Source organism: Actinomadura sp. 7K534, from assembly GCF_004348575.1.
Taxonomy (GTDB): Bacteria; Actinomycetota; Actinomycetes; order Streptosporangiales; family Streptosporangiaceae; genus Spirillospora; species Spirillospora livida.
The window spans coordinates 22,587-41,949 of the sequence record NZ_SMKB01000041.1; the positions used below are offsets into that span (position 1 = coordinate 22,587).

Below are 19,363 nucleotides of genomic sequence, written 5' to 3' on the forward strand. Positions count from 1 at the left end.
GTTGTGCGCGCCCGGGCCAGGGGGTCGGCTGGAGGGGACCCGATCATGACAGGGAGGCGGGGCCCGGCCATGACACGAGACCCGGACACGACACCGGAACCGGCCAGGAGACCAGACCCGGACACGACACCGGAGGCGGCGGCACCGGAGCCGACGGCGGGGACCCCGGCGGCGGGGACCCCGGCGGCGGGGAAAGGGCCGCCCGCGAACCACTTCCACGGCGCCGTCCACGTCGACGGCGACATCGTCCATGAGAAGACCGTCCACCTTCCCCCGCCGCGGTTCGTGCCGCCGGTCCGCCAGCTCCCCGCGGCGCCCCGCGACTTCGTCGGGCGCGAGGAGGAGCTCGCGGCGATGGACGCCGCCCGCGCCGCGGCCGGGGAGCGCGGCCCGGCGGCCGTCGTGCAGATCCACGGCATGGCCGGCGTCGGCAAGACGTCGCTCGTCCTGCACTGGGCGCACCAGAACGCCCGCTACTTCGACGACCAGATCTTCCTCGACCTGCACGGGCTGTCCCCGGACGCGGCGTCCCCCGCGCGTGCGCTGTTCCGGCTCCTCGGCGACCTCGGCCTGGCCGCCTCCGAGATCCCGGGGGACGAGGGGCGCCGCGCCGCGCTCTTCCGCTCCCTGGTCGCCGACCGCCGCATCCTGGTGGTCCTCGACAACGCCGCCGGCGCCGAGCAGATCCGCCCGCTGATCCCCGGCGGGCGGGGCTGCCTCGTCGTGGTGACCGGGCGCTCCCTCCTGGAGCACCTCGCCTTCGAGTACGGCGCGTTATCCGTCCCCGTCGAGCCGCTCACCATCGCCGACTCCTGGAAGCTCGCGGCGCGGCTGCTCGGCGGCGGGCGCGGCGAGCGCGAGCCGCAGGCGGTCGCCGCCCTCGCCGAATCGTGCGCGCGGCTGCCGCTGGCCATCCGGATCGCGACGGTCGGCCTGGCCGCAGGGCGCTTCGAGTCCGTCACGTCCCTGGTCGAGGAGCTGACCGGCGGCGGCAGGCTCGACGTCCTCGCCCTCGACGGCGCCGGGGTCGCCATCCGCACCGCGTTCGACCTGTCCTACGACAGCCTGCAGCCGCGCGAGCAGGGCGTCTTCCGGATGCTCGGCCTCCTGCACGGCTACGACTTCGGCGCCGACAGCCTCGCCGCCCTGCTCGCCGTGCCCGTCGAGGAGGCCCGCCGGCTGCTGGGCCGCCTGGTCCGCAAGCACCTGGTGGAGCCCGGGACGGTCGGGCGGTACCGCCTCCACGAGCTGCTGAGCGAGTACGCCGCCGAACGCCTCGCCCGCGAGGACGGCGCGGCGGCCGACGCGGCGGCGCGGCGCCTGCTGGACCGGTACCTGACCCGCGTCCGCGAGGCCGCGGCGGCGATCGCGCCGTCGGCCGTCGGCCCGGGGTCCGGTGCGGCGGAGGTCTCCCCGCGCAGGGCCGCGTCGTCCCTGGCGTGGTTCGAGGAGGAACGGGCCGCGGTGGTCGCCATGGCCCGGCGCGCGGCGGAGCGGGGCGAGCCCGCCCTGGCCTACGAGTTCGCCGACGCGCTGTTCCAGCTCCTCCGGCGCGACAAGCACGGCGCCGACAACCTGGAGGTCCACCGGCTCGGCCTGGCGGCGGCGCGCGCCGCCGGCGACCGGCACTGGGAGGCGCGGATGCTCGACCAGCTGGCCGTCGTGCACTGCGACCGCGGCAACCACGACGAGGCCGCCGAGGACGCCAGGGCCGCCTACGAGATCTTCACCGGCCTCGGCGACCACCGGCTGGCCGGCTGGGCGCTGAACACCCGCTCCCGCGCCGAGCGGCAGCGGTGCCGCTACCGGGACGCGCTGCGGTACGGCGAGCACGCGCTGCGGATCCTGACCCGCGAAGGCGACCGGCACGGCGTCGGCCAGGGACTGGAGCAGATCGCGCAGGTGCACTGGAGGCTCGCGCACTACCGGATCGCGCTGGCGCGCGCCCGGGAGTCGCTGCGCGTCCACCGCGAGCTGCACGGCGGAGACGGCGAGGCCGCCGCGCTGGAGATGATCTCCAGGGTCCTGCGCCGCCTCGGCCGGACCGACCGCGCCCTGCACTACGCGCGGCGGGCCCTCGCCGTCCGCGAGCGCCTCGGCGACCGGCGCGGCCAGGGCGAGGTCCTCGACAGCATGTCCCGCACCCTGCGCCGCAGCGGCCGGCTGCGGGAGGCCCTCCGCTGCGCCCAGGACTCGGTGCGCATCCGCGAGGACATCGGCGACCTCGCCGGGATGGCGATGAGCCTGATCAGCCTGTCGCGGGTCCTGCAGACGCTCGGCGACCGGCGCGGCGCGCTGGACGGCGCGAACCGCGCCCTGCGGATCAGCCGCGACGTCGGCGACCTGTACCGGGAGGACGAGGCGCTGTCGGCCATCGCCGCCTTCCACCACGACGCGGGACGCTACGAGGAGGCGATCCGGCACGCGCGGCACGCCCTCGCCATCCGGAGGCGGCTCGGGGACGAGCACGGGGTCGCCTCGGTCCTCAACCTCATCGCCATGGTGGAGCGGCGGCTCGGCCGGCACGCCGAGGCCCGCCGGGACGCCGAGCGGGCCATGGCGCTGCAGCGCGCGCTGAAGGACGGCCACGGCCTCGGCAAGACGCTGAACAACCTCGCCGAGATCGAGCGCGGCGCCGGCCGGTACCGCGACGCCCTCGCCCACGCCCGCGCCGCCCTCGCCATCGGCGTGCGGGCGGGAGGCGGCGGCGGCGAGCGGATCGGGCAGGGCGAGAGCCTCGCCACCATCGCCCGGATCCAGTGCAGGATGGGCGACCACGAGGAGGCCCTCGCCCACGCGGCCGAGGCGCTGCGGCTCCAGCGCGAGACCGGTGACCGGCCGGGCCAGGGCGTGACGCTGGACGTCTTCGCCCGCGTCGCCATCCGCACCGGCCGCTACGGCGAGGCCGCCGAGCACGCCGCCGCGTCGCTGCGGATCCGGCGGGAGATCGGCGACCGCCGCGGCATCGCCGAGAGCACCGCCAAGATCGCGCTCGTCCGGTGGCACCAGAGCCGCTACGACGAGGCCCTCGCCCACGCGGAGGAGGCACTGGCCGTCCAGCGGGAGATCGGCGACCTCGCGGGGGCGGGGAGCTCCCTCTACATCCTCGCCCGGGTCCACGCGCGCACCGCCCGCTACGCCGAGGCCCGCGCGTGCGCGCAGGAGTCCCTGGAGCTCTGCCGGCGGACCGGTGACCGCCCCGGCGCGACCGACGACCTCCTCACCCTCGCGCACATCGACCGCAGGCAGGCCGAGTACGCCCGCGCGCTGCGCACCGCGCGCACCGTCCTGAAGGCCAAGCGGGCCATGGACGACCGGACCGGCGAGGCGGAGGCCCTCACCCTCATCGGCCGGCTGGAGAACCGGCTGGGCGACCACGACGCCGCACTCCGGCACCTGGCGGAGGCCCTGGCGATCCAGCGCGCGACGGGCGACCGCTACGGCGAGGCGGAGACGCTGGAGACCATCGGCCGCGTCCGCTGCCGGCTCGCCGAGTACTCCGCCGCCCAGCGCGCGCTCAAGGAGGCGCTGCGCATCGACCGGGCCATCGGGGACCGCGCCGCGGCCGGCCGGACCCGCACCCTGCTCGCCGACGTGTGCCGCCGCCGCGGCGCGCTGAAGGCCGCCGTCAAGCACGCCCGCAAGGCCATCGCGATCCTGCGGGAGATCGGCGACCTCGACGCGGAGGGCGCCGCCCACACCGCGCTCGCGCGCGTCCACCACTCCCTGTCCCAGTACCGCAAGGGCCTGCGGCACGCCGGGATCGCGCTGCGCATACGCACGGACACCGACGACCGGCAGGGGCAGGCCGAGAGCCTCGACATCCTCTCGCTCAACCACCGCCGGCTGGGCCGCAACGAACTCGCCGCCGAACTCGCCGAGCGGGCACTGGCGCTGCACCGCGAGATCGGCGACCGCCGCGGCGAGGCTGACAGCCTCGCCACGCTCGCCCACGCCCGCTGGCGCCTCGGCGACGAGGACGCGGCCCTCGACGCCGGCCGGGCGGCGCTGCGGATCCGCCGGGAGGCCGCCGACCCGTACGGGGAGGCCGAGATCCTCGACCTGCTCGCCCGCATCCACCGCCGCGCCGGGCGCTGCGCCGAGGCGCTCGGGCTGGTCACCCAGGCGCTCGCGCTCCGCCGCGAGATCGGCGACCGGCACGGCGAGGCCGACAGCCTGACCACGCTGGCCCGCCTGCTGCGGCGGCGCGGCGACGCCGGCAAGGCGCTGGACTACGGCCGGCAGGCCCTCGTCGTCCGCCGCGAGATCGGCGACCGGCGCGGGACGGCCGACACCCTCGACCTCATCGCCCGCGCGCACGCCGACGGCGGCGACCACCGGGAGGCGCGCCGGCACGCCCGGACCGCCCTGGAGATCCAGGCGGAGATCGGCGACCGGTGGGGGCGCGGCCTGAGCCTGCTGCTGCTCGGCCGGATCCACCTCGGCCTCTCCCGGCCGGACGAGGCGCGGGAGTACCTGGCCCAGGCGGCCATCGTGTGCGGGAAGACCGGCAACGGGCAGGCCGCCGCGGAGGCGCGGCGGCTCCTGGACGCCCTGCCCGCCTGACGCCCCGGGCGCCCGCGGGGGCGGCGCCCGGGCGGGCGGCTCCCGGTGATCCCGCAGGTCGGCGGCGTAGAATGGGGCGGCGAGCGTGTTCTGTCGGTGGGTCCGCCTACCGTCGGGAGCGACGGGACCCGCCGGTGGCGCCCGTCCCAGCGACGATGCCCAGCGAAGGTGACGACCACGATGGCGAACAGCACTCTAGAGCGGGACTTCCAGGAACTCGCCGATCCGTACCGGCGGGAGCTGCTGGCGCACTGCTACCGGATGCTCGGCTCCATCCACGACGCCGAGGACCTGGTGCAGGAGACCTACCTGCGGGCCTGGCGCTCCTACGGGGACTTCGAGGGGCGCTCCTCGCTCCGGACGTGGCTGTACCGCATCGCCACGAACGTGTGCCTGACGGCGATCGACCAGCGCGGCAGGCGGCCGATGCCGTCCGGGCTCGGCGCCCCGAGCGACGAGCCCGAGCGGCCCGTCGTCGCCTCGCCCGAGGTGCCCTGGCTGGAACCCGCCCCCGACACCGTGACCGGCGCGGACGCCGCCGACCCCGCGACCATCGTCGCCGCCCGGGAGAGCACCCGGCTCGCGTTCATCGCCGCGCTGCAGCACCTGCCCGCCAAGCAGCGGGTCGTGCTGATCCTGCGGGACGTCCTGAAGTGGCGCGCGGCGGAGGTCGCCGAGCTGCTCGACACCTCCACCGCCGCGGTGAACAGCGCGCTGCAGCGGGCGCGGGCGCAGCTCGAGGAGCACGCGCCGGAGAGGGACGCGCTGGTCGAGCCGACCGACCCGGCGCAGCGCGACCTGCTCGAACGGTACGCCAAGGCGTTCGAGGACGCCGACATCACCGGCCTCCTCGATCTGTTCAAGAAGGACGTCGTCTGGGAAATGCCGCCGTACCCCGAGTGGTTCGTCGGCGCCGACACCGTCGTGCGGCTCATCCTCGCGCAGTGCGGCCCCGCCCCGGGGGACATCCGGATGGTCTCCACCACGGCGAACGCGCAGCCCGCGTTCGGGCTCTACTCGCGCGACGAGGAGGGGGTCCACCGCGCCTACCAGTTCCAGGTGCTCGACGTCACCGAGGACGGCGTCGCGCACGTCTCGGCGTTCTTCGACCCGGGCCTGTTCCCGCTGTTCGGCCTGGTCGAACGGCTCTGATCAGGCGGCTGCCCTTCCGCTCAGCGGAAACCCGGATGTGCCATCGGCGGCTTCTCCTGCCATGGTGGGCGGCGGCACCGGGCGGAGCCGCGCGGCGTTCCCGCGCGCGGCCGGCCGGGCACGACACCACAGAGCCGATCGAGCACGTCGCGGCGGAAGGGAACAGCGCATGACGCATCCTCCATACCTGTCCCCGGGCTACAAGAGCACCGTGCTCCGGGCGCCCGCGCAGGAACTGGTCATGCCGAAGCTCGGCCCGGACAGCGTCGAGCTGACCTCGCCGGTCTTCGGGCACCAGGAGTTCGGCCGGCTGGACGAGGACCTCACCGTCCAGCACCCCGGCGAGCCGCTCGGCGAGCGGATCATCGTGACCGGCCGGGTGCTCGACGGGCAGGGCCGGCCGGTGCGCGGGACGCTGGTCGAGGTCTGGCAGGCGAACGCGGCGGGCCGCTACGCGCACCTCGGCGACATCCACCCCGCGCCGCTCGACCCGAACTTCACCGGCGCCGGGCGGTGCCTCACCGACGACGACGGCCGCTACCGGTTCGTGACGATCAAGCCGGGCGCCTACCCGTGGCGCAACCACCACAACGCGTGGCGCCCCGCGCACATCCACTTCTCGGTGTTCGGCACGGCGTTCACGCAGCGGCTGATCACCCAGATGTACTTCCCGGGCGACCCGCTGTTCGCCTACGACCCGATCTTCCAGTCGATCCCGGACGAGCGGGCCCGCGAGAAGCTGATCTGCCGCTTCGACATGGACACCACCGAGCCGGAGTGGGCGCTCGGCTACCAGTGGGACATCGTGCTCGGCGACACCCCGATGGAGGCCTGATGACCAACGCTTCGCACGACGGCGCCCCCGGCCTCACGCCGTCGCAGACCGTCGGCCCGTTCTTCGGCTACGCGCTGCCGTACGAGACCGGCCCGCGGGTCGTGCCGGGCTGGCGCCCGGACGCGATCGACGTGCGCGGCCGGGTCCTGGACGGCGCCGGGGAACCCGTCCCCGACGCGCTGCTGGAGATCTGGCAGGCCGACGAGAGCGGGGAGATCCCGCGGCGGCCGGGCGGCATCGTCCGGGACGGGCACGACTTCTCCGGGTTCGGCCGGTGCGGCACCGACGCGGACGGCGCCTACTGGTTCACCACCGTCAAGCCCGGCGCGGTCGGCGACGGCGCCCCCTACATCGCCGTCCTGGTCTTCGCCCGGGGCCTGCTCAAGCCCGTCTTCACCCGGCTGTACTTCCCCGAGGACGAGACCGCCCACGCCGCCGACCCGCTGCTCGGCGCCGTGCCCGCCGAGCGGCGCGCGACCCTGATCGCCGCGCGCGAGGGGGAGCGGAGGTACCGCTTCGACATCCGCCTGCAGGGGGAGCGGGAGACGGTCTTCCTTGGCTTCTGAGGAACGCGGCCCCGCGCGGCCGGGCGCCGCGCCGCTCGACGCGGGCCTGCTGTCGCCCGTCCGCGCGGGGACCGAGGCCGAGGCCGCGACGGGCGACACGGCCTACCTGGCCGCGATGCTGGACGCCGAGGCCGCCCTCGCCAGGGCCCAGGCCCGCCTCGGGATCATCCCCGCGGACGCGGCCGCCGCGATCGGCGCCGCCGCCGACGCGGGCCGCTTCGACGCGGCCGACCTGGCCCGCCGGGCGCGCGGCTCCGGCAACCCGGTCGTCCCGCTGGTCGCGGACCTGCGGGCGCTCGCCGGCCCGGCCGGGCGGCACGTCCACCGCGGCGCCACCAGCCAGGACATCGCCGACACCGGCGCCATGCTCGTCGCGGCCCGGACCAGGCGCGTCGTCCTCGCCCACCTCGACCGGGCACTGGACGCGCTGGCCGGTCTCGCGGCGCGGTACCGCGACACCCCGATGCCGGCCCGCACGCTGGGGCGGCAGGCGCTGCCGACGACGTTCGGCGCGAAGGCGGCGAACTGGCTGCTGGGCTGCCAAGAGGCCCGCGGCCGCCTCGCCGCGCTGCCGCTGCCGGTGCAGCTCGGCGGCCCGGCCGGGACGCTCGACGCGTTCGGCGACCGGGCGTTCGACCTCGTCGCGGCCTTCGCGGAGGAGACGGGGCTGGACCGGCCCGTCCTGCCGTGGCACACCCGCCGCACGCCGGTCGCGGAGCTCGCGTCGGCGCTGGCGCTGACCGCCGGGGCCCTCGGCAAGATCGCCACTGACGTGTGGCTGCTGTCGCAGAGCGAGGTCGGCGAGGTCGCCGAGCCCGCCGGGGAGGGCAGGGGCGGCTCGTCGTCCATGCCGCACAAGCGCAACCCGGCCATGTCCGCCCTGATCCGCTCGGCCGCGCTGCAGGTCCCCGCGCAGGCGCAGGTCGTGCTGGCCGCGCTGGCCGCGCCGCACGAGCGGCCGGCGGGGGAGTGGCACGCCGAGTGGCAGCCGCTGCGCGAGAGCCTGCGGCTCACCGGCGGCGCCGCGGAGACGGCCGCCGAGCTGCTCGGCGGCCTGGAGGTGTCGCCCGCGCTGATGCGCGCCGACCTCGACGACCTGCTGGACGTGCTCGGCGACGACCCGGGGACCGGCGCGGCCGCCGCCCTCGTCGACCGGGCCCTCGACGCCTACCGGAGGAGCCGCGTGTGACCGGCCCGCCCGCACCGGCGGGAGCCCCGCCGCAGCACCGCCTCGACGGCCCGGCGGACGCACCCCTCGTCGTCCTCGGCCCGTCCCTCGGCACGTCCATGGACCTGTGGCTCCCGCAATTGCCCGCGCTGCACCGCGGCTGGCGGACGCTCCGCTACGACCTGCCCGGCCACGGCGGCGCGCCGCCGCCCGCCGGCCCGTTCACCGTCGAGGACCTCGCCGACGGCCTCGTCCGCCTGCTGGACGACCTCGGCGCCGACCGCGCCGCCTACGCCGGGGTGTCGCTCGGCGGCGCCGTCGGCACCGCCCTCGCGCTCCGCGCGCCGGAGCGGGTCGCGAGCCTCGTGCTCTGCTGCACGTCCCCCCGCTTCGGCGATCCGGGCCCCTGGCACGAGCGGGCCGCGCTCGTCCGCCGGGAGGGCGTCGGGCCGGTGGCGGACACCGCGGCCGGACGCTGGTTCACCCCCGGGTTCACCGGCGCGGAACCGTACGTCGCGATGCTCCGCGCGACCTCCCCCGAGGGGTACGCGGGCTGCTGCGAGGCGCTCGCGCGGTTCGACGCCACCGGCCGGCTCGGGGAGATCACCGCGCCGGCCCTGGTGATCGCCGGGGCGCAGGACGGGCCGACGCCGCCCGCGGGCCACGCCGACCGGCTGGCCGGCGGCATCCCGGGCGCCCGCCTCACCGTGGTCGACGGAGCCGCGCATCTCGCCAACGCGGAGCGGCCCGGCCCGGTGACCGAGGCGATCACCGCCCATCTCGACGCCACATGGAAGGGAGCCGGCCGATGAGCGAGGGGGCCCTCACCGACAGGGAGCGGCACGCACGCGGCATGAAGGCGCGCCGCGAGGTCCTCGGGGACGCGCACGTCGACCGCGCCGAGGCCCGCAAGGACGGCTTCACCGCCGACTTCCAGGACATGATCACCCGTTACGCGTGGGGGGAGATCTGGAGCCGCCCCGGCCTGGACCGCAAGACGCGCAGCTGCATCACGCTGACCGCCATGGTCGCCGGCGGCCATCTGGAGGAGCTGGCGATGCACGTGCGGGCCGCGCTCCGCAACGGGCTGACGCACGACGAGATCAAGGAGGTGCTCCTGCAGACGGCGATCTATTGTGGAGTGCCCGCCGCGAACTCGGCGTTCGCCGTCGCCCAGCGGGTGCTCACCGAGCAGCAGGAGTGACGGCGCGGAGCCGGCGGAGGAACCACGTGGGACGGGAGACGGCGGGCGGCGGCCTTGCGGACGGTACCGCGGGCGGTACCGCGGGCGGCGGGGCGAGTCCCGCGCGGCCGGTCAGCGTCGCGGGCAAGGTGATGGCCATCCTGAACGCTTTCGCGCAGGGCGGCGTCCGCCTCAGCCTGAGCGAGATCTGCCGCCGCTCCGGCCTGCCGCTCGCGACCGGCCACCGCCTCGTGGGGGAGCTGGCCGAGGGCGGGTTCCTGGAACGGGTCCCCGACGGCACCTACCGCATCGGGACGCGGCTGTGGCGCATCGGCAGCCAGGCGCCCGCCGTCATGGGCCTGCGGGAGCTGGCGCTGCCGCACATGGAGGACCTGTACGAGGCGACGCACGACAACGTGCAGCTCGGCGTGCTGCGCGACGGACACGCGCTGATCGTCGAGCGGCTGCGGGGGCGGCGGTCGGTGCCGGTCGTGACGCAGGTCGGCGGGCTGCTGCCGCTGCACACCACCGGGGTCGGGCAGGTGCTGCTGGCGTACGCGCCGCCCGAGGTCCGCGAGCGGGTCCTCGCCGGCGAGCTGCCCCGGCACGCGGTCCGCACCATCACCGACCCGGACGAGCTGCGCCGCTGCGTCGAGCGGGTCCGCCGCGACGGCTACGCGCTGACCCGCGACGAGATGACGCTCGGCGCGTCGTCCGCCGGCGTGCCGGTGCGGGACGGGGCGGGGGAGGTGGTCGCGGCGCTGTCGCTGGTGTCCGGGACGCGCGGCGCCGACCTGCGGCGGCTGCTCCCGCCGCTGACGACGGCGGCGCGGGCCCTGTCCCGGGACGTCGCCGCGCACTGGCACGGACATTCCGACATGTTCTCCGCCGGACGGAACACCGGCGCGTGAACCCGCGGCGGCGCGCGGCGAGAGCCGGGCCGCCCGACGAGGAGGAGGTTTGATGCGTACCCAGGTCGCCGTCATCGGCGCCGGCCCCGCGGGGCTGCTGCTGTCCCATCTGCTGCACCTGCAGGGCATCGAGTCGGTCGTGCTGGAGAGCCGGGACCGCGACTACGTGGAGCACCGGCAGCGCGCCGGGCTGCTGGAGCAGGGCACGACCGACGTGCTGCGCGAGAGCGGCGCCGGTGAGCGGCTCGACCGGGTGGGCCTCGTCCACCACGGCGTGGAGCTGCGGTTCGGCGGCGCCGGCCACCGCATCCCGCTGACCGGCCTCACCGGCCGCACGGTCACCGTGTACGCGCAGACCGAGATCGTGAAGGACCTGGTCGCCAAGCGGCTCGCGGACGGCGGCGACGTGCGGTTCGGCACCGAGGTGCTGGCCGTGGACCCGTCCGCGCCGAGCGTGACGTACCGCAGCGGAGGCGAGACCCGCACGCTCGACTGCGACTACATCGCGGGCTGCGACGGGTTCCACGGCGTCTGCCGCCCGGCGGTGCCCGGCGGGCGGACGTTCTCCCGCGAGTACCCTTTCGCGTGGCTCGGCATCCTCGCCGACGTCGCCCCGTCCACCGACGAGCTGATCTACGCCCAGCACGACCGCGGCTTCGCGCTGCACAGCCTGCGCTCGCCCAAGGTCAGCCGCCTGTACCTCCAGGTGCCGCCGGACGAGGACCTCGCGGCATGGTCCGACGCCCGCATCTGGGACGAGCTGGCGACCCGCTTCGCGACCGACGACGGCTGGAAGCTGCACGAGGGCCCGATCACCGACCGGTCGATCACGCCGATGCGCAGCTTCGTGACCGAGCCGATGCGCCACGACCGCCTGTTCCTCGCGGGGGACGCGGGCCACATCGTCCCGCCGACGGGCGCGAAGGGCCTGAACCTCGCGGTGTCGGACGTGATCGTGCTGGCGCGGGCGCTGGCCGAGCGGTACGCCTCCGGGTCGGAGACGCTGCTGGACGGCTACTCCGACGCGGTCCTGCGGCGGGTGTGGCGGGCCGAGCACTTCTCGTACTGGATGACGCACCTGCTGCACACCGACCCCGCCGCGAGCGACTTCGAGCGGCGGATGCAGCGCGCCCACCTGGACTACGTGGTCTCGTCCGAGGCGGCGTCGGCGTCGCTGGCCGAGAACTACGTCGGGCTGCCCGTCACCTGGCCCTCCGCGGACTGACCGCCGGCCGCCCCGTCCGGCCGGGCGCCGAGCGTGTCGAGCAGCTCGGCGACCGGCTGCAGCTTCTCGTACAGCAGCAGGACGGGCTCGCCGGGCCCGGCCATGTCCAGTGCCGAGGTCAGCGCGCCCTTCAGGTCGCCCGCGGGGTGGTGCCGGACGTCCGGGCGGGCCTCCCGCAGCCCCTCGGCGATCAGCCGGGTCATCTCGCCCGAGCGGCGGCCGCGCAGGTCCTCGTCCTCGTAGACGACGACGCGGCCGAACGTCCGGGCCAGGGCCCGCGCGGTCTCGCCCACCAGCTCGTCGGGCCGGTCGCCCGGCAGGGTGACCGCGGCGACGCCGCCGGTGCCCCAGCGCCGCTCGACGAGCGCGCCCACCGCGGCGACCGCCGCCGGGTTGTGCGCGTAGTCGACGAGGACCGGGTTGCCGCCGACCCGGTACACGCAGCCCCGGCCCGGGTTGTGGGTGTGGGGGTCGAACGTGCGCAGCGCGCGGGCGACGGTCTCCACCGGGACGTCGAGGGCGCGGGCGGCGGCGGCCGCGGCGAGCGCGTTGGCCACGACGTGGCCGGCGTGCCCGCCGAACGAGCCCGCCACGTCGGCGGCGGGCAGGATCCGGGTCCGGCGGTCGCCGTGCGCCTCGGTCAGCCAGCCGTCCGCGACGCAGTAGCCGACGCCGCCCTCCCGCAGGTGCTCCGCGAGGACGGGCTCGCCGGGGGACGGCGCGAAGTAGCGCAGCACGGGGCGGCGGTCCCGGACCGCCCGCCGCAGCGCCAGGCCCGCCGCCGGCGGGTCGGCGGCGTTGAGGACGACGTGCCCGCCGCGCCGGATCTCCTCGGCGACCAGTGCCTTGATCCCGGTCAGGTCGTCCAGGTCCTCGGTGTCGTCGACGCCGAGGTGGTCGCGGGTGATGTTGGTGACGACCGCGACGTCGGCGCGCTCGTAGCCGAGCCCGCGCCGCACGATGCCGCCCCGCGCGGTCTCCAGGACCGCCGCCTCCACCGAGCGGTCGCCCAGCACCATCTCCGCCGAGCGCGGCCCGGACGCGTCCGACCGGTGGACGAGCCGGCCCCCGATGTGCACGCCCTCCGTGCTCGTCATGCCGGTCCGCCGGCCGTCCAGCTCCAGCATGCGCGCGATCATCCGGACCGTGGTGGTCTTGCCGTTGGTGCCGGTCACCGACACGACCGGCACCCGCGACAGCGTCCCGGCCGGGTACATCAGGTCGATGACGTCGCCGGCGACGTCGCGGGCGGCCCCCTCGTGCGGGGCGAGGTGCATCCGCAGGCCGGGGGCGGCGTTGACCTCCAGGATCCCGGCGGCGCCGGGCTCGGCGGGCGGCGGGGAGCCGATGTCGGGCAGCCGCAGGTCGATGCCGCACACGTCCATCCCGACGGCCGCGGCGGCCCGCACGCACAGGTTCGCGACGTCCGCGTGCACCTCGCCGGTCACGTCGCGGCTGGTGCCGCCGGTGGACAGGTTCGCGTTGCGGCGCAGCCACACCCGCTCCCCGGCGGCCGGCACCGTCCCCGGGCCGTGCCCCTGCCGCGCCAGCTGGGCCAGCTCCGCGGGGCCGAGCGCCAGCCGGGTCAGCGGCCGGTCGTGGCCCGCGCCGCGGGCGGGGTCGGCGTTGACCCGGTCCACCAGCGCGGCGACCGTCGCGGCGCCGTCGCCGGTCACGCACGCGGCGGTCAGCTCCGCCGCCGCCGAGACCCGGCCGCCCACCACCAGGACCCGGTAGTCCTTGCCGGGGATGTAGGACTCGACGATGACCTCGCCGCCGCCCTCGCCGCCGGCTCCGCCCCCGCCCGCGGCCCCGGCGGCGGACGCGAACGCGGCCACGACCTCGGGCGCCGTCGTCAGCCCGATGTGGACGCCCTCGCCCTGGTGGCCGGCGAGCGGCTTGACCACCACCGGGCCGCCGATGCCGCGCAGCGCCTCCAGCGCCTCGGCCGGTGACGCCGCGACCCGCCCCTCGGGGACCGGCAGCCCGGCGTCGGCGAGGACCCGGTGCGCGAGCCGCTTGTCGCCCGCCACCTCCATCCCGATCGCCGAGGTGGCGTCGGTCATCGCGGCCCAGATCATCCGCCGGTACCGCCCGTACCCGAGGCGCAGCAGGTTGAGGCCGCCGACGCGGCGGACCGGCACGCCCCGGCGGCGCGCCGCCCGGGCCAGCGCGGCGGTGCTGACGCCGAGCCGCTCGCCCTCGTGGACGGCGGCGATGCGGGCCAGGTCCGCGGACGGGTCGGGCACCCGCCCGGCGAGGGCGCCCTGGACGGTCCGCAGCGCGAGCGCGACCAGCTGCTCCACCACCGTGCTGCCGGCGGGCTCGTCGCGCGGGCACTCCAGGACCACGTCGTAGTCGGCGGGCCCGCCCGCGCGGACGGTGCGGCCGAAGAACACCTCGCGGCCGATCGCCCCGGACAGCTCCAGCGCGACGTGCTCGGTGACGTGGCCGAAGTAGGTGCCGCGCGCCATCGCGTCCAGCAGCCCGCCGGGCCGGCCCGCCGCGCAGTGGTGCGCCGCCAGGCCCGGCAGGGCGTCCACCAGGCGCGCGGCGAAGCCCGGGTGGTCGGTGGTCTCGTGGCCGGCCAGGCCCTGAAGGTCGAGCCGGGCGATCGCGACGGGACGCGACAGGTAGACGTTCGGGCCGCTCAGGCGGCGCACATGGTCGAGGCGCACCGCTACTCCCCCTCCGCAGGGCCGCGCATGTTGCCGATCTCCGGGAGCCGGTCGTGCATCTGGAACGCGCAGCCGGCCGGCAGCAGGTGCAGCGACACGTCGAACATGGCCATCGGCTCGTCGTCCGAGGCCGCGTAGGCGACGGTGGACTGCCCCGCGTCGACGACCGTGACCACGCCCGTGCCGACGACGTCGAACCGGCCGTCGCCCACCACGATCGCCGTGTCCTCGTCTATCCCGACGCCGAGCAGCCGGGTGTCCAGCGCTATCCCGCTCATCAGCCGGGGCAGCCGCCCGCGCTCGTTGAAGTGCATGTCGATCAGCACGTTGTCGAGCAGGGCGAGGCCCGGCCCGACCTTCACGCTGGACGCCGCCACCTCGTGGCCGTGGCCGCCGAGGATCATCCAGTGCCCCATCGCGGTCGCACCGGCGCTCGTCCCGGCGATGACGAGGCCCTCCTGGTCGAGGCGCCGCTTGAGCAGCTCGTTGGTCTTCGAGCCGACCAGCGTCCGGATCCGCGACTGGTCGCCGCCGCTGAACAGCACCCCGGTCGCCGCGTCCAGCGCGCGCAGCGTCGCCGCGCTGTCGGCCGCGGCCCGGCCGAGCAGCCGCAGCTCCCGGACCGCCGCCACGCCGAGGCGGCCGAACACCCCGGTGTACTCCTCGGCGACCTCCTCGGGCACCTCGGTCGCGGTCGTCACCACCACGACGCGCGCGTCCTCGCCGCCCGCCAGCCCGACGAAGGTCTCCAGGGGCCCGGAGCCGCAGGTGCGGTTCTCCGCCCCGCCGATGATCAGCAGCCGGCCCTTGCGTCCGGCGTCCGCTCGTCTCTCTGTCACATCTGTCGACTACCCCTGATCACCCCGGGTAGTCTCCTGATGACATAAAGCCATGTATCCGGCGGGTCCCGGCCACCGGGAGCGCGGCGGGAGCACGGGCGGGCCTATGTCATGCTGAGCGGATGAACGGCAGCCCCGTTCCCCCGGACGGCCCCGCCCGTTCCGCGTCCGGGCCCTCCGGCCGGACGGCCGGTCCCGCCGCCGCGCTCGCGGCCGCGTCCGAGCACTACCTGCGCGGCGAGCCGATCGACATGTCGGCGCTGGCCACCGAGCTCGGCGTGGGCCGCGCGACCCTTTACCGCTGGGTGGGCAGCCGCGAGCAGCTGCTCGGCGCCGTCCTGGCGGAGATGACCGAGCGCACCTACCGCGTGGCGACGCGCGGGGTGGGCGGCTCCGGCGCGGACCGCATCCTGATGCTCCTCGACAGGTTCATGCACGCGGTGGTGGAGGCCGAACCGCTCAAGGCGTTCACCGAGCGCGAGCCGCGGCTGTTCATCCGGCTGGCCACCATGCCGGGCACCATCGAGGACCGCTCGACGGAGCTGCTGACCCGGGAGATGCAGGCCGAGATCGACCGCGGGGCCATGCGGGTGCCGCTGCCCACCCGGACCCTCGCGCAGGCGATCGTCAGGGTCGCCGACTCGTTCATGTACGCGCACTACCTGGGCGGGAACCGGCCGCAGATCGACCAGGCCCTGGAGGTCGTCGAGCTGCTGCTGCGGCCGTGCGGGGACGGCGCGGCGGCCGCCCGGGGGAACGGCCGGGGAATCTCCGGGCCCGCCTGAACGCTTCATTTGACGGGGGATGAACGTTTCGTGACATTTCCCCGCGTGAGACCCTGACAGTCATCGGACGCATCGTCGAACGAGGGACGGGCCGTGAGTGACATTCCCCGCCGCGCGGTGACGCGGACCGCCAAGCTGGCGTCCCTGCCGATCGGCTTCGCCGGGCGCACCGCGCTCGGGTTCGGCAAGCGGACGATCGGGCGCCCCGCCGAGGCCGTCGCGCTGGAGGTGCAGCGCCGCACCGCCGAGCAGCTGTTCGCGGTGCTCGGCGAGCTCAAGGGCGGTGCCATGAAGGTCGGGCAGCTGCTGTCGATCTTCGAGGCCGGGCTCCCCGAGGACATCGCCGGGCCGTTCCGCGCCAGCCTCACCCGGCTCCAGGAGGCCGCGCCCCCGATGCCCGCCGCCACGACCCACCGCGTCCTCGCGGAGGGCCTGGGGGAGGACTGGCGCGAGCAGTTCCTGGAGTTCGACGACCGGCCGGCCGCCGCGGCGTCCATCGGCCAGGTCCACAAGGCCGTCTGGCACGACGGGCGGACCGTCGCGGTGAAGGTCCAGTACCCCGGCGCCGCCAGGGCGCTGATGAGCGACTTCAACCAGATCTCCCGCGTCAGCAGGCTCTTCACCCCGCTGTTCCCCGGCGTCGAGGTCAAGCCGGTCATCGCCGACCTCAAGCGGCGGCTGGAGAAGGAGCTCGACTACGTCGACGAGGCCCGCGCCCAGACCGCCTTCCACGACGCGTACGACGGCGATCCCGACTTCCTCGTCCCCGCGGTCGTCGCCCAGTCCGGCAACGTCCTCGTCACCGAATGGCTGGACGGGACGCCGCTCGCCAAGGTCATCGCCGAGGGCGACCGGGAGCAGCGCGACCGCGCCGGCATGCTGCTGTTCCGCTTCCTGCTGTCCGGCCCGGCCCGCTGCGAGATGATCCACATCGACCCGCACCCGGGCAACTTCCGGCTGCTGGACGACGGCCGCCTCGGCGTCATGGACTTCGGCGGAGCCGCCCACGTCCCGGCCGAGCTGCAGTGGTCGATCGGCCGGCTCACCCGCATCGGGACGCTCGGCGACCCCGACGAGATCGTCGAGGCACTCCGCGAGGAGGGGTTCCTCGTCCCGGACGCCGAGGTGGACCCCCAGGAGGTCGCCGACCTCATCGGGCCGCACGCCGCCCCGTTCGCGGTGGATCGCTTCCGCTACACCCGCGAGTGGATGCGGGAGCAGACCGCCCACGGGATCGGCGTCGCCTCCGACATGCGCCCCGGCGCCCTGGCCCGCCAGTTCCGGCTCCCGCCCCAGTACCTCGCCGTCAGCCGCGCCCTGACCGGAGGCGGCGGCGTCCTCTGCCAGCTGGAGACCGAGGGCGACTTCCGCGCCGAGGTGGAACGCTGGCTCCCCGGCTTCGGCACCGGCGCCGACGAGACCGGAGAGCCCGAAGAGGCCACCGCCTGAACCCGTCGGGGTCCAGGCGGTGGGCCGGTCGGGATCCGGGGCGGGTCAGGCCAGGGCCTGGGCCTCTTCCTCCTCTACCTGGCGGTTCCAGTCGCTCTTGATCGACCGCCAGCCTTCATCGTCGCGGCCGCGGCGCCAGTAGCCGGAGATCGACAGCTGCTCCAGCGGCACCCCGCGGTCGATTCGGAGATGGCGCCGCAGCGCCCTGACGAAGCCCGCCTCGCCGTGGACGAACGCGTGCACCTCGCCCTCGGGGAACTCCAGCTTCTGGACGGCCTCGACCAGCAGGTCGCCGACGGGGCCGCCGCCCCGGTGCAGCCACACGATCTCCGCGTCCCCGGGCGTGGGCAGCTCCTGCTCCTCCTCGGGGCCGGCGACCTCGACGAACACGCGGACGGGGGCGCCCTCCGGGATCCGCTCCAGCGATGCGCCGATCGCCGGGAGCGCGCTCTCGTCACCGGCCAGCAGGTGCCAGCCGGCGTCGGCGCGGGGCGCGTAGGCGCCGCCGGGGCCGAGGAACAGGACCTCCTCGCCCGGCCGGGCGCTCGCCGCCCACGGGCCCGCGAGGCCCTTGTCGCCGTGGTGGACGAAGTCGAGGGTCAGCTCCACCGCGTCCGGATCCCACGCGCGGACGGTGTAGGTCCGGGTGACCGGCCACTGCTCGCGCGGCAGCTCGGCGCGGATCCGCTCCATGTCGAACGGCTCCGGGTACTCCACGCCCGGCCGCCGGAACAGCAGCTTGACGTAGTGGTCGGCGAACTCGCCGACGCCGAACCCGGCCAGCTCCGCACCGCCGATGACCACGCGGATCATGTGCGGGGTGAGGCGTTCGGTGCGCAGCACCCTCCCCCGGTTGAGCGTGCGCCCCTTGCGCGCCGGTCCCGTCGCCATGCGGCCTCCTGATGATCCGGATCACACTACTTAGGTAACCCTAACCAGCGAGGCCGCCTGCTTGTTCCCCGGTCACCCCGCGCGCGCCGTGCGCAGCGTGCGGGTCCGCGCGACCTCGGCGGCGACGGCCTCGAACGCGGCGTCGGTCTCCTCGCCGCCGGCGAGGGTGAAGAGCGTCGACTTGACGATGACGACGCCGTACCGCGGCGAGACCCAGATCAGCTGCCCGCCGAGCCCGCTGGCGGAGAAGTCGCCGTCCTCGCCGAGCCACCACTGGAAGCCGTACCCCGGCTTGAACGGCGCGGAGGGGCTCGTGGACTGCGCCACCCACGAGGCGGGCACGACCTGCCGGCCGCCGGCCTTCCCGCCGTTCAGGTACAGCAGGCCGAACCGCGCGAAGTCGCGGCCGGTCGCGTAGTAGCAGCAGTACCCCATGCTGTTGCCGTTGGAGTCGTTGCCCAGGTACGCCTTGGACGCCATCCCGGCCGGTCCCCAGATCTTCCGCTGGACGTAGTCGTGGTACGGCACGCCCGTCGCCTCGGCGACGGCCCAGGCGAGGACGAACGAGTTCATGCTGGTGTACTCGAACCTCGTCCCCGGCTCCCAGCCCCGCTTCTGCCGCTTCGCCATGGCGGTGAGCGGATACCCGAGGCTCGCGGCGACGTGCACCGGGGGGACGTCCGCGGTCTCGTCCCACTCGATGCCCGACGACATCCGCAGCAGGTCCCGGAGCGGGACGCCGTCGTAGCCGGACCCCGCCAGCTCGGGGACGTACCGGGTGACCGGGTCGTCGATCGAGTCGATGTGCCCCTCGCCGAGCGCGATGCCGACCGCGGCGGAGGTGAACGACTTGGCCATCGACCACGACTGGAAGAGGCTGTCGCGGCCGGCCGCGACGTAGCGCTCGAAGACGACGTCGGCGCCGTCCAGGACGACGAAGCCCTGGGTTCCGGTGCGGACGAGGTAGTCGTCGAGCGTGCGCCGCTGCCCGCCGTAGGTGTAGCCGACCGCGAGCGGGCGGTGCGCGTCCCGCAGTTCGAGCGGGTCGGACGAGGGGAGCAGCGGGTCGAAGCCCGCCCGGTGCTCGGTGACGGCGGCGGGCGGCGGAGCGGGCG

General features: G+C 75.7%; 15 protein-coding genes. 11 read left to right on the plus strand and 4 right to left on the minus strand.

The features are described from left to right. The first annotated feature begins 69 nt into the window (after positions 1-69). The 9 genes from E1266_RS11545 (at position 70) to E1266_RS11580 (ending at position 11,606) form a co-directional block, all read left to right on the plus strand. Positions 70-4,566, plus strand: a complete 4,497-nt coding sequence (locus tag E1266_RS11545) for a tetratricopeptide repeat protein (protein ID WP_132046327.1) — start codon at positions 70-72, stop codon at positions 4,564-4,566. Positions 4,567-4,746: 180 nt separating this feature from the next. Further along, complete coding sequence (locus tag E1266_RS11550; protein WP_132046328.1) at positions 4,747-5,718, plus strand: sigma-70 family RNA polymerase sigma factor; 972 nt, start codon at positions 4,747-4,749, stop codon at positions 5,716-5,718. Between the two features lie 169 nt (positions 5,719-5,887). Continuing rightward, complete coding sequence (gene pcaH / locus E1266_RS11555) at positions 5,888-6,553, plus strand: protocatechuate 3,4-dioxygenase subunit beta (RefSeq protein ID WP_132046329.1); 666 nt, start codon at positions 5,888-5,890, stop codon at positions 6,551-6,553. After that, positions 6,553-7,119 (plus strand): protocatechuate 3,4-dioxygenase subunit alpha, encoded by a 567-nt coding sequence (pcaG, locus tag E1266_RS11560; protein ID WP_132046330.1) that lies wholly within the window; start codon positions 6,553-6,555, stop codon positions 7,117-7,119. The genes pcaH and pcaG overlap by 1 nt, the downstream gene beginning before the upstream one ends. Continuing rightward, positions 7,109-8,308, plus strand: a complete 1,200-nt coding sequence (pcaB, locus tag E1266_RS11565; protein ID WP_132046331.1) for a 3-carboxy-cis,cis-muconate cycloisomerase — start codon at positions 7,109-7,111, stop codon at positions 8,306-8,308. Before pcaG ends, pcaB begins: the two co-directional genes overlap by 11 nt. Beyond that, positions 8,305-9,099: a 3-oxoadipate enol-lactonase gene (pcaD, locus tag E1266_RS38770; RefSeq protein ID WP_347876713.1), complete on the plus strand. Its 795-nt coding sequence runs from the start codon at positions 8,305-8,307 to the stop codon at positions 9,097-9,099. The genes pcaB and pcaD overlap by 4 nt, the downstream gene beginning before the upstream one ends. Continuing rightward, a complete protein-coding gene (gene pcaC, locus E1266_RS40015; RefSeq protein WP_165966032.1) occupies positions 9,096-9,491 on the plus strand; it encodes a 4-carboxymuconolactone decarboxylase in 396 nt (131 codons plus the stop codon). Before pcaD ends, pcaC begins: the two co-directional genes overlap by 4 nt. A gap of 26 nt (positions 9,492-9,517) precedes the next feature. After that, the gene (locus E1266_RS11575; RefSeq protein WP_243718372.1) at positions 9,518-10,381 is read left to right on the plus strand and encodes an IclR family transcriptional regulator; all 864 of its coding nucleotides are present in this window, start codon (positions 9,518-9,520) and stop codon (positions 10,379-10,381) included. A gap of 52 nt (positions 10,382-10,433) precedes the next feature. After that, the gene (locus E1266_RS11580) at positions 10,434-11,606 is read left to right on the plus strand and encodes a 4-hydroxybenzoate 3-monooxygenase (protein WP_132046332.1); all 1,173 of its coding nucleotides are present in this window, start codon (positions 10,434-10,436) and stop codon (positions 11,604-11,606) included. Here E1266_RS11580 and cphA read toward each other — a convergent pair. Together cphA and E1266_RS11590 are read right to left on the minus strand one after the other, a co-directional pair. Next, a complete protein-coding gene (gene cphA, locus E1266_RS11585) occupies positions 11,567-14,284 on the minus strand; it encodes a cyanophycin synthetase (protein ID WP_132046333.1) in 2,718 nt (905 codons plus the stop codon). The genes E1266_RS11580 and cphA overlap by 40 nt on opposite strands. A gap of 2 nt (positions 14,285-14,286) precedes the next feature. Then, positions 14,287-15,123, minus strand: a complete 837-nt coding sequence (locus E1266_RS11590; RefSeq protein WP_132046334.1) for a cyanophycinase — start codon at positions 15,121-15,123, stop codon at positions 14,287-14,289. A 122-nt stretch (positions 15,124-15,245) separates the two neighbouring features. On the opposite strand from E1266_RS11590, the gene E1266_RS11595 reads away from it, so the two are divergent. Continuing rightward, the gene (locus E1266_RS11595; RefSeq protein WP_165966033.1) at positions 15,246-15,908 is read left to right on the plus strand and encodes a QsdR family transcriptional regulator; all 663 of its coding nucleotides are present in this window, start codon (positions 15,246-15,248) and stop codon (positions 15,906-15,908) included. 93 nt (positions 15,909-16,001) lie between these two features. Continuing rightward, entirely contained in the window at positions 16,002-17,357 is a 1,356-nt protein-coding gene (locus E1266_RS11600) for an AarF/ABC1/UbiB kinase family protein (RefSeq protein WP_165966034.1), read from the plus strand. Between the two features lie 45 nt (positions 17,358-17,402). Here E1266_RS11600 and E1266_RS11605 read toward each other — a convergent pair whose 3' ends face one another. Beyond that, positions 17,403-18,248 (minus strand): siderophore-interacting protein, encoded by an 846-nt coding sequence (locus E1266_RS11605; protein ID WP_132046335.1) that lies wholly within the window; start codon positions 18,246-18,248, stop codon positions 17,403-17,405. Between the two features lie 72 nt (positions 18,249-18,320). Next, positions 18,321-19,363, minus strand: a 1,043-nt coding sequence (locus tag E1266_RS11610; protein WP_243718373.1) for a serine hydrolase domain-containing protein, incomplete at its 5' end; no start/stop codon positions are given.

Bases quoted from the DNA above. Each gene is read 5' to 3' on its own strand.
- E1266_RS11545 (WP_132046327.1), top strand. From the start codon at position 70: ATGACACGAGACCCGGACACGACACCGGAACCGGCCAGGAGACCAGAC.
- E1266_RS11550 (WP_132046328.1), top strand. From the start codon at position 4,747: ATGGCGAACAGCACTCTAGAGCGGGACTTCCAGGAACTCGCCGATCCG.
- pcaH (WP_132046329.1), top strand. From the start codon at position 5,888: ATGACGCATCCTCCATACCTGTCCCCGGGCTACAAGAGCACCGTGCTC.
- pcaG (WP_132046330.1), top strand. From the start codon at position 6,553: ATGACCAACGCTTCGCACGACGGCGCCCCCGGCCTCACGCCGTCGCAG.
- pcaC (WP_165966032.1), top strand. From the start codon at position 9,096: ATGAGCGAGGGGGCCCTCACCGACAGGGAGCGGCACGCACGCGGCATG.
- E1266_RS11580 (WP_132046332.1), top strand. From the start codon at position 10,434: ATGCGTACCCAGGTCGCCGTCATCGGCGCCGGCCCCGCGGGGCTGCTG.
- E1266_RS11595 (WP_165966033.1), top strand. From the start codon at position 15,246: ATGAACGGCAGCCCCGTTCCCCCGGACGGCCCCGCCCGTTCCGCGTCC.
- E1266_RS11605 (WP_132046335.1), bottom strand. From the start codon at position 18,248: ATGGCGACGGGACCGGCGCGCAAGGGGCGCACGCTCAACCGGGGGAGG.